Origin of the sequence: Limimaricola litoreus (assembly GCF_024159025.1) — a bacterium.
Classification (GTDB): Bacteria; Pseudomonadota; Alphaproteobacteria; order Rhodobacterales; family Rhodobacteraceae; genus Limimaricola; species Limimaricola litoreus.
Genome location: NZ_JAMYXC010000259.1, coordinates 1 through 9,985 on the forward strand (window position 1 = coordinate 1; position 9,985 = coordinate 9,985).

9 protein-coding genes and 1 pseudogene are annotated in these 9,985 nt (G+C 65.7%); 8 read left to right on the plus strand and 2 right to left on the minus strand.

Annotation, left to right across the window (positions count from 1 at the left end; all coding sequences use genetic code 11):
* Together NHG85_RS16160 and NHG85_RS16165 are read left to right on the plus strand one after the other, a co-directional pair.
* A pseudogene (locus NHG85_RS16160) lies at positions 1 to 351 on the plus strand (malate synthase A); the annotation flags it as partial.
* 60 nt (positions 352 to 411) lie between these two features.
* Positions 412 to 2,040 carry an isocitrate lyase gene (locus NHG85_RS16165; protein ID WP_370363042.1) on the plus strand — a complete coding sequence of 543 codons (1,629 nt, stop codon included), beginning with the start codon at positions 412 to 414 and terminating at the stop codon, positions 2,038 to 2,040.
* A 185-nt stretch (positions 2,041 to 2,225) separates the two neighbouring features.
* On the opposite strand, the gene NHG85_RS16170 is transcribed toward NHG85_RS16165, so the two are convergent.
* Positions 2,226 to 2,546 carry a hypothetical protein gene (locus tag NHG85_RS16170; RefSeq protein ID WP_253334258.1) on the minus strand — a complete coding sequence of 107 codons (321 nt, stop codon included), beginning with the start codon at positions 2,544 to 2,546 and terminating at the stop codon, positions 2,226 to 2,228.
* 574 nt (positions 2,547 to 3,120) lie between these two features.
* Here NHG85_RS16170 and rfbC point away from each other — a divergent pair.
* Genes rfbC through NHG85_RS16195 form a run of 5 tightly spaced genes read left to right on the plus strand, consistent with a single transcriptional unit; the run spans position 3,121 to position 7,295 of the window.
* Positions 3,121 to 3,720: a dTDP-4-dehydrorhamnose 3,5-epimerase gene (rfbC, locus tag NHG85_RS16175; protein WP_253334265.1), complete on the plus strand. Its 600-nt coding sequence runs from the start codon at positions 3,121 to 3,123 to the stop codon at positions 3,718 to 3,720.
* Complete coding sequence (rfbB, locus tag NHG85_RS16180) at positions 3,717 to 4,772, plus strand: dTDP-glucose 4,6-dehydratase (RefSeq protein ID WP_253334268.1); 1,056 nt, start codon at positions 3,717 to 3,719, stop codon at positions 4,770 to 4,772. Before rfbC ends, rfbB begins: the two co-directional genes overlap by 4 nt.
* Complete coding sequence (gene rfbD / locus NHG85_RS16185) at positions 4,769 to 5,650, plus strand: dTDP-4-dehydrorhamnose reductase (protein ID WP_253334270.1); 882 nt, start codon at positions 4,769 to 4,771, stop codon at positions 5,648 to 5,650. Before rfbB ends, rfbD begins: the two co-directional genes overlap by 4 nt.
* Positions 5,647 to 6,531: a glucose-1-phosphate thymidylyltransferase RfbA gene (rfbA, locus tag NHG85_RS16190; RefSeq protein WP_253334272.1), complete on the plus strand. Its 885-nt coding sequence runs from the start codon at positions 5,647 to 5,649 to the stop codon at positions 6,529 to 6,531. Before rfbD ends, rfbA begins: the two co-directional genes overlap by 4 nt.
* 23 nt (positions 6,532 to 6,554) lie before the next feature.
* The gene (locus tag NHG85_RS16195) at positions 6,555 to 7,295 is read left to right on the plus strand and encodes a sulfotransferase family 2 domain-containing protein (protein ID WP_253334274.1); all 741 of its coding nucleotides are present in this window, start codon (positions 6,555 to 6,557) and stop codon (positions 7,293 to 7,295) included.
* A 67-nt stretch (positions 7,296 to 7,362) separates the two neighbouring features.
* On the opposite strand, the gene NHG85_RS16200 is transcribed toward NHG85_RS16195, so the two are convergent.
* A complete protein-coding gene (locus NHG85_RS16200) occupies positions 7,363 to 8,595 on the minus strand; it encodes a Coenzyme F420 hydrogenase/dehydrogenase, beta subunit C-terminal domain (RefSeq protein WP_253334281.1) in 1,233 nt (410 codons plus the stop codon).
* A gap of 145 nt (positions 8,596 to 8,740) precedes the next feature.
* Here NHG85_RS16200 and NHG85_RS16205 point away from each other — a divergent pair, with 145 nt between their 5' ends.
* A complete protein-coding gene (locus NHG85_RS16205; RefSeq protein WP_253334283.1) occupies positions 8,741 to 9,949 on the plus strand; it encodes a polysaccharide pyruvyl transferase family protein in 1,209 nt (402 codons plus the stop codon).
* The last annotated feature ends 36 nt before the right edge of the window (positions 9,950 to 9,985 follow it).

Sequence of the window (9,985 nt, forward strand, 5' to 3'; positions counted from 1 at the left end):
GCCATCGCAGCACTCGCCGCATGGATCGCCGGGCGCGGCCCGGTGCGGATCGACGATGCGCTGCACGGCCTCGCCTCCGCCGATCTCGCCCGCGCGCGGCTCGGTCAGTGGCTGGCGCATGGCGCGACGGTCGAGATGGAGGCCGGCGACAGCCGCCGGATGACCGCCGACTGGCTGGCCGAGCTGATCCACGAGGAGATCGTGGCGCTGGTCGAATGGCTCGGCCCGCACAGCTTCCACCGCGGCCGCTACGCCTCTGCCGCGCGGATCGTGCAGGAGGCCGCCTGCGCCAGCCCGCAGCCCGACCACGTCGCCCGGCTCGCGGCGCCGCTGCTCGACACGCTCGATTGATCATCACGCGGGGGCCACCGGCCTCCGCCCCCCTCCGGTATACCCACAAGGACCAACCACATGACCGACATGACCCCTCCCGCCCGCAAGAGCTACGCCGAGCGCCGCGCCATGCTGCAAACCCGCTTTCCGAACGGCGCCGCCGCGGGCGGCATCGGCATCGACGACATCCTGCAGCTTCAGATGCAGAACACCTACAACACCCACCTCGACATCGCCCGCGACATGGCCAAGGTCATGCGCGCCGACATGGCCGCCTATGATGCCGATCCTGAGCATTTCACCCAGAGCCTCGGCTGCTGGTCGGGCTTTCACGCCCAGCAGATGATCCGTTCGGTCAAGCGGCTGCGCGGCACCACCAAGGGGGCTTACGTCTATCTTTCCGGCTGGATGGTCGCGGGGCTGCGCAACCGCTGGGGCCACCTGCCCGACCAGTCGATGCATGAAAAGACCGCCGTCGCGGATCTCATCGAGGAGATCTACGTCTCGCTGCGCCAGGCCGACGAGGTCGAGCTCAATGACCTGTTCCGCGCGCTCGACAAGGCGCGCGAGGCGGGGGATGCCGAGGCCGAGCGCGCCGCCGTCACCGCCATCGACGGCTTCGAAAGCCACGTCGTGCCGATCGTCGCCGATATCGACGCGGGCTTTGGCAACGAGCACGCGACCTACCTTCTTGCCAAGGAACTGATCAAGGCGGGCGCCTGCTGCCTGCAGATCGAGAACCAGGTCTCCGACGCCAAGCAATGCGGCCATCAGGACGGCAAGGTCACCGTCCCGCGCGAGGATTTCATCGAAAAGCTGCGCGCCTGCCGCATGGCCTTCGAGGAGCTTGGCGTGACCGAGGGCGTGATCGTCGCGCGCACCGACAGCCTCGGCGCGGGGCTGACGCAAAAGCTCCCCGTGAGCCAGAAGCCGGGCGATCATGCGAGCGAATATCTCAAGTGGATCGAGACCGAGAGCTTTGAAGGTCAGCCCACCGAGGGCGAGATCGCCATGTGGCGCGACGGCGGATGGGCGCGGCCCGCGCGGCTGCCCAACGGTCTCGTGCGCTTCAAGGAGGGCACGGGCCGCGCGCGCGTCATCGAGGATTGCGTGGCCTCGCTCAACGACGGCGGCGCCGACCTGATCTGGATCGAGACGGACACGCCCAACGTGGCCGAGATCGCGGGCATGGTCGACGAGATCCGCCGGGAGGCGCCGCAGGCCAAGCTGGTCTACAACAACTCGCCCTCGTTCAACTGGACGCTCAACCTGCGCAAGCAGGTGCGCGAGGACTGGATCGCCGAGGGCCGCATCGCCGAGGCCGACTACCCGGAGGGCACCCAGCTCATGAAGGCCGATTACGACGACACCGATCTGGGGCGCGAGGCCGACGCGCGGCTCAAGCGGTTCCAGTACGACATCTCGACCAAGGCGGGCGTGTTCCACAACCTGATCACCCTGCCGACCTTCCACCTCACCGCCAAATCGGTGGACGAGCTGTCGCGCGGCTATTTCGGCGAGGACCGGATGCTGGCCTATGTCGCCACCGTGCAGCGCGAGGAGATCCGGCGCGGCATCTCGGCGGTCAAGCACCAGCACGAGGTCGGCTCGGATCTGGGCGACAGCTTCAAGGTCATGGTCGGCGGCGAGCGCGCGCTCAAGGCAGGCGGTCACGCGAACACCATGAACCAGTTCGCCGCCGAATGATTGCACGCTGACCTGATGCACGGACCGTGCGTTCCGACCGGGCCTGGTCGGGACGCACGCCAGATGACGCGGCCCCTTGAGCAGGGGTCGCGTCGCGAGGTTTGGAGAGCACGTGCAGGTCAAGGCCGCAGGGGATGCGGCGCGACCTGCGGCAAAGGTGCGCGGTTGGCGAACCCGGACTGGCGTCAGCTGAAGACGAAGCAATCCACGTCGAAGGCCGGCACTGCTGGGATCGAAGGCGCGGCCGGCAACTGCGGCGCGCGCGCAGATGGCCTATGGAGCGGCATCCGGGCTCTGGCCATCGGATTTTCATCCCGGTTCCGCACCGCCGGCATGATGGGAGGCAAGGCCTTGTGTTCGATCGCCACCTTGGTGGAAAGGTCTTTCACCTCGGGGCAGAGCGAAGGCGCAGCCTGACTTTGCGGCTCTGGCATATCGAACATCATCTGCTCGATCGCTATTGCGATGTCGTCGAGACCGGCTTCCGAGGCTGGGTAATGATACATGACCGTCTCCTCCGGCATCCTGCATTCCCGTGCGGCGGGTTGCGCCGCGACCCGGCCAACCGACTTCTGTATCAAGACCGAAAATGGCGTGAAAAGGGCGAAACTTCGCAAAATCCCGGCTCTGCCAACGTATTACGCGCCAGCGGCCAGCGGCTCGATCCACACGCATGACGACACGCGCCCGCTCAAGCCGAGAAACGCCGTGACCATGTCAAGTTCGCGCGGAAGGCGCAAGCAATCGGCCGACCGAGATGGGGATTTCCGCCGAAGGGCTTTGCGAGGCCCGAATGGGAAACATCAGGTGCGCAGCGCGTCGTTGGTCTTGCCCCGGTTGCACCGGACACTCGGACGACCACCGAGGTGCTGGCGCCGTGGCCGACCGTGCGAAGACATCCCGTACGACGAAGAAGGCCGAGGAAAACCGCGCCATGGAATGCAGCGGTCGGCGCGGGTCAGGCGGAGATCACCCGCCTTGCGACCGTGGGTGCAGGAAACTTCGAGCTATCGGTATAGTGACACCTTCGAGAGCGGGTGCTAAGCAAATGCCTGTTATTTTGACCGTCATGGATTACAGATGCTTATTGAGAAAACCGCGTTGCCGGGCGTGCTCGCCATGACGCCCCGTCGATTTGGCGACCACCGCGGCTATTTCTCGGAGAGCTGGTCCAGGGCCGCCATGTCGGACGCCGGAATCGAGATCGATTTCGTGCAGGACAATCATTCGCTTTCGGCCACACCCGGCACCGTCCGCGGCCTGCATTTCCAGGCGCCACCCCGCGCCCAGCACAAGCTGGTGCGTTGTGGACGCGGTGCGCTGCTCGACGTGGCGGTCGACATCCGCCGTGGCAGCCCGAACTACGGGCGCTGGACTGCGGTGGAATTAACGGAACAGAACGGCCGCCAGTTGCTCGTTCCGGCCGGGTTCGCGCATGGGTTCATCACCCGCCTGCCCGACACGGAAATCGTGTACAAATGTTCCGACGGCTACGCGCCCGAAACCGAGGGTGCGCTCTTGTGGAACGATCCGGACCTGGGGATTGACTGGCAGCTCGATCAGTTGGACAGCCGCACGGAGGCGGTCTTGTCGGAGAAAGATGCGATGGCCGCGCGTTTCGAGGGCTTTGAGAGCCCATTCAGCTATGACGCGCCGCTGCCTTGGGAGACCCCTTCGTGAAGATCCTCGTCACCGGCGGCGCCGGCTTCATCGGCTCGGCCGTGGTGCGGCTTGCGGTCTCGCGCGGCCATAAGGTCGTCAATCTCGACGCGCTGACCTATGCCGCCTGCCTCGACAACGTGGCCTCGGTCTCGGACAACCCGCTCTACGCCTTCGAGCAGGCCGACATTCGTGACCGCGGCGCACTCGACCTGATCTTTGCCGCCCACGCCCCCGACGCGGTGATGCATCTCGCCGCCGAGAGCCATGTCGACCGCTCGATCGACGGGCCGGGCGATTTCGTCGAGACCAACATCACCGGCACCTACAACATGCTCGAAGCGGCGCGCAGCCACTGGGAAAGCCGGGGTCGCCCCGAGAGCTTCCGCTTTCACCACGTCTCGACCGACGAGGTCTTCGGCTCGCTGCCCGCCGACCCCGCCGTGAAGTTCACCGAAGACACGCCCTATGACCCGCGCTCGCCCTACTCGGCCTCGAAGGCGGCCTCGGACCACCTCGTGCGCGCCTGGCACGAGACCTACGGCCTGCCGGTGGTGCTCAGCAACTGCTCGAACAATTACGGCCCCTACCACTTCCCCGAAAAGCTCATTCCCGTTGTGATCCTCAATGCGCTGGCCGGCAAGCCGCTGCCGATCTACGGGCGCGGCGAGAACGTGCGCGACTGGCTCTATGTCGAGGATCACGCCGATGCGCTGCTCACCGTGGTGGAGCGCGGCGCGGTGGGCCGCAGCTACAACATCGGCGGCGAGAACGAGCGCAGCAATCTCGAGCTGGTGCGCACGCTCTGCACCATTCTCGACGAGCTGCGCCCCGCCGCCGCGCCCTATGCCGAGCAGATCGCCTTCGTCGCCGACCGGCCCGGCCATGATGCACGCTACGCGATCGATCCCTCGCGCATCCGCGAGGAACTGGGCTGGCGGCCCTCGGTGACGGTCGAAGAAGGGCTCAGGCGCACGGTGCAATGGTATCTCGACAACGAGGACTGGTGGCGGCCGCTGCAGGCGCGCGAGGGCGTGGGCCAGCGGCTCGGCACCGCCCGGGCCGCCCAATGAGGATCCTGGTTCTCGGCCGCTCGGGGCAGGTCGCGCGCGAGTTGGCCCGTCTGTCCGGCGCGGGCCACGAGATCCGGCTCATGGGCCGCGACGCGGCCGATCTGTCACGGCCCGAAGCTGCCGCCGAAGCGCTGCGCGGTGTGCTGCTCGACTTTCCCGCGCAGGCGATCATAAACGCCGCCGCCTGGACCGGTGTGGATGCGGCCGAGACGCAGGAGGCCGAGGCGCTGGCGGTGAACGGCGCTGCCCCCGCCATGCTGGCGCGGATCGCCGCCGAGGCTGGCCTGCCCTTCGTGCATATCTCGACCGATTACGTCTTCGACGGCGCGGGCGAGACGCCCTTCGCGCCGGATGCGCCCGCCGCACCCCTGGGCGCCTATGGCCGCACCAAGCGCGAAGGCGAGATCGGCGTGGCACAGGTCGGCAACCCCGCCGGTTGGGTGGTTCTGCGCACCTCGTGGGTCTTCTCGGCGCATGGCGCGAATTTCGTCAAGACGATGCTACGGCTCGGCGCCGAGCGCGAGGCCCTGCGCGTGGTGGCCGACCAGATCGGCGGCCCGACGCCCGCAGATGCCATCGCCCGCGCCTGTATGACCATCGCCGAAGCGCTTGCCGCCGACCCGTCCAAAAGTGGCATCCACCACTTCTCCGGCGCGCCGGATGCGAGCTGGGCCGATTTCGCGCGTGAGATCATGGCGCAGGCCGATCTGCCCTGCCGGATCGAGGACATTCCCTCCGCCGAGTACCCGACCCCGGCGCCGCGCCCACTCAACTCCCGGCTCGATTGTCAGAGCACGACAACCGTCTTCGGCCTGTCGCGCCCCGATTGGCGCGAGAGCCTCGCCCGTGTCCTTACAAATCCTGGAGCCAGAGCATGACCACGACCTCTCGAAAGGGCATCATTCTTGCCGGAGGCTCAGGCACCCGGCTCTACCCGATCACCATCGGCCTATCGAAGCAGCTTTTGCCGATCTACAACAAGCCCATGATCTACTACCCGTTGTCGGTGCTGATGCTCGCAGGGATCCGCGAAATCGCCATCATCACCACCCCGCAGGACCAGGAGCAGTTCCGCCGCACGCTTCAGGATGGGTCGCAATGGGGCGTTGAGCTCACCTATATCGTGCAGCCAGAGCCCGAAGGACTGGCACAGGCCTATATCCTCGCGGAAGAGTTCCTGAACGGCGCACCCTCGGCGATGGTCCTGGGAGACAACATTTTCTTCGGGCACGGCCTGCCCGACATGCTGGCCGAGGCGGATGCCCGCACGACCGGCGGAACGGTCTTCGGCTATCATGTCTCCGATCCCGAGCGCTATGGCGTGGTCGATTTCGACGCCGACGGTCGCGCACGGGCCATCATTGAAAAGCCCAGGGTGCCGCCGTCGAACTATGCTGTCACCGGGCTCTACTTCCTCGACGGCACCGCGCCGGCCCGCGCCCGCAAGGTCACGCCATCCGATCGCGGCGAACTCGAGATCACGACCCTGCTCGAGAGCTATCTCGGAGAGGACGATCTGCGGGTCGAAAGGATGGGCCGCGGCTATGCCTGGCTCGACACCGGCACCCACGGCTCGCTCCTTGACGCCGGTAATTTCGTGCGCACGCTCGAGAGTCGCCAGGGCATGCAAACCGGCAGCCCCGACGAAATCGCCTTCCAAAAAGGTTGGACCGATGCCGCCATTCTGCGCAAACAGGCGCAGCTGTTCGGCAAGAATGCCTATGGCGCCTATCTCAAGGACGTCTTGGAGCAGGAGTGAGCAAGCTGCCAAAGAGTTGAAAGATGCCGCTATTCGTTATCGGATCCCTCCGCGTGTATTTCGCACACTGCCCCAAAGCGGGTGGCTCCAGCCTTGAAAGCTTCCTCTCTGCGCATTCAGAGAGCATCAAGCTCTTGGATCGGGGATGGAACAAGGAATGGCGACAAAAAAGCATATCACGCGTTGATGGAAGTAGCTCTCCGCAACACCTGTCGTGGGAGGAGGCATCTGCGCGCATCGGTACACGCCCCGATATCATGTTCACCGTGGTCAGAGACCCTGTGGAACGGATCATCAGCGAATACAGATATCAGCGCGCCAAGAAACACCTCTATCCACGCCTACGATTTGGTTCCTTTTCTTCATGGCTGGAAATTGTATTGGCGGCATCCCGATACGCTCCGAACTTGTGCGACAACCATATACGGCCACAGGTCGATTTCGTGCCAGATGCCAACATCGAAGTCTTCAATCTGGAGGATGGCTTCGACCATGTTTTGGCATATCTCTCGCGCACTGTAGGGACACCCAGAAATGGGACAATTCCACATGAGTTGAAGTCGACCAAGGTTTCACGCCCTTTGATAACCCGCCAGGATGCGCAGCTTATTCACGAATACTATCAAGCGGACTATCGAAGGTTCGGATATTCGCCGCCCGATCTCGGTACGCTGCCAAACGACCGAAAAAGAGGTGCCCGCAAGATCGCTGCAAAGTTCCTTGCGCGCCCGATAGCCGCTCTTTATCAGGCAGGCCGTCTTTAAATTTCTCTGCAATTCAAATAAAACGTGCCGCTGGCGCTGACCTGTTTGGATTGCAAAAAATAAGTCCTTAGAATTTGCGGCGCCTTCTCGAAGTACCCACCACCCGCTTGAACATCCCCAACATGTTGCGAAGGTTTCCCTTCACGGTGTTGCTCCGGGCCATCTCGGCGAGCCTCAAACCACGGTAGCGTGGGATCGGGCGGCCCGCGAGGCGCAGGCCTGCCAGCCGGGCCAGAACCGCGCGGCGGCGTCCCGACTGGCCGGGCTGCATGCGGTCCAGCGTGGTGACGTCGAAGCCTTCCGTCGTCAGCGCCCCCGCTGCCTCGGCGCCCGCCATGAGGTCGCGGCCGAGCGGGGTGCGCGCCACGACGAGGCTGACGCCCTCCTGTTCGGTGAATAACGGATAGCCCCGCGCGTCGGACTGCCATGCATCCGCGCAAACCAGATCGGCCTCCTTGCCGGTGCCATCGGGGCAGATCTTGCAACGTCGCTGCACATGGCCCGAGAGGATCTTGCCCCAACTGTCGTGATAGCTCATCGAACGGGCCGTGCCGTCGCGAAGCGTCGCGGTCGCCTCTCCGGGCCAGCCGTTGCCGCGGTAGCGGAACCCGCTCACCTGATCCGGCGTCGTGCCAAGAGCGGCGAGCACCGCGTCCGCTCCTGCGAGCGAAGGCACGCCGGCGCAGAAGAACGACAGCATGACCGGAAAACACGCGTCGATCCGCGCGTCCTGCCGCGCGAGGGCACGAAGGGCCACGATATCGCATGGCTTGCCCACGAAGGCATAGCGCCCGCCTCGTGCAATGAGCGAGCCGAGCGCCGCGAGCGGGGCCGAGGGCGCATAGCGCGAGCCCGCCGCCGCCTTGATCTCGGCAGCGTCGCGCGAGACGGTGACACGGTTGGCCGTGGGCCGGTCAGAGTCCGCGGCCACATGCACCGCGGCCTCGACCTTTCCGCTTTCGATCAACCAGCCGAGCACCGCCGACAGGGCGCCGCCCGAAGAGGCGGCGTGGCGCAGCTCGGGCGCGCTGGCCCAGCCGGTGCGCATCTCTTCATAAGGACCCCAGAGCACGTCGTCATGCGTGGCCTGCCGGTCAAGCGTCTGGCCCAAGCCGGGACAGATCGCCGCGATGCGACGGTCGGTCTCCTCCGGGATCGCGGCGCGCTGGACCGGGCGCAGAAAGCCCGGCGCACTAAGGCCCATCTCGATCGCACCCTCCGAGGCGAGCGCGCAGCCACCGCAGCCGCTGCACAGATCACCGCGCTCGACACGCGTCAGAAATTCCGCTTTCGATGTCACGCCGCCTCCGAACCCCGCCCGCCTCACCGGCGGTGCGGTCGATCCCCACTTGCCCCCCCTCATGCCGGACAGGGCTTGCGACCGGAAGCCCCAACTTGCATTGCTTTGTCAATCGCCTGTCCCGTTCCCGTATCGGAGCCGTTACGTGCCCAACTCCTCTTCCCCGCCGCTCAAGGTCACGATCGGCCTGTTCTGGCATTCCATGAACTCCGACAATCTCGGTGTTGGCGCGCTGACGCTCGCCAACATAGAGATACTGCGCCGCGCGGCGCGGACCGCCGGGCGCGAGGCGCATTTTCTGATTTTGGGCTGGCGCGATCCGCGGCCCGATTACCTCACCGCCCCGGATATCGAGCATCGCCCGTTTCGCACGCGTCACCTGATGCGCCCCGGTGGCCAGGTCGCCGCCGACATCGCGCGCTGCGACATCGTCTTCGACATCGGCGGTGGCGACAGCTTCACCGACATCTATGGCTTCAAGCGGTTCCTGACGATCTGGCTGAGCAAGGCGCGCAGCCTCGCGGCGGGCAAGCCGCTGGTGCTGTCGCCGCAGACGGTGGGGCCATTCGACAAGTGGTGGTCGCCGCCGCTGGCGCGGGCCGTGATGAACCGCGCGGCCTTTGTCACCAGCCGCGACGCGCCCTCAACCGCTTTTCTCGGGAAGCTCGGCCTGCAGGCCGAGATTCTCGAAACCACGGATGTCGCGATGGGCCTGCCCTATACCCCGCCTGCCTTGCGCGAGGATGGCAAGATCCGGGTCGGGCTCAATGTCTCGGGGCTGCTGTTCAACGGCGGGTACACCCAGTCCAACCAGTTCGGCCTCAAGGGCGACTATCCCGGCCTGATTCGCGAAATCGTCTCGCGGTTTTCGACCCGTGAGGGGGTGGAGCTGCATCTTGTCGGTCATGTTCAGTCCGAGCACATTGCAGTGGAGGACGACCAGAGGGTTTCGGCCGAGCTGGCCAAAGAGTTTCCCGGCACGGTGCTGGCTCCGGTCTTTGCCTCGCCGATCGAGGCAAAGAGCTACATTGCGGGGATGGATTTCTTCATGGGCGCGCGGATGCACGCGACCATCGCGGCCTTCTCCTCGGGCGTGCCGGTGGTGCCGATGGCCTACAGCCGGAAGTTCGCCGGCGTCTTCGGCACGCTTGGCTACGACCACGTGGCCGACTGCAAGACCGACAGCAACGACGAGATCCTTGCCCGGATCGAAGCCGGCTTCGCCGATCGCGATCGGCTCGCGCAGGAGATGGCGCAGGCGATGCGCGGAGTGGACGCGCGGCTCGGCGCCTATGAGGCGCGGGCGGCCCAGGCGATCGCTGCCCTGTCCGCCACTTCGCCGCGCCGGGCCTAGCGGCCCCGAAGCCGCTTGAGCGTGGCGCGGCGCCAC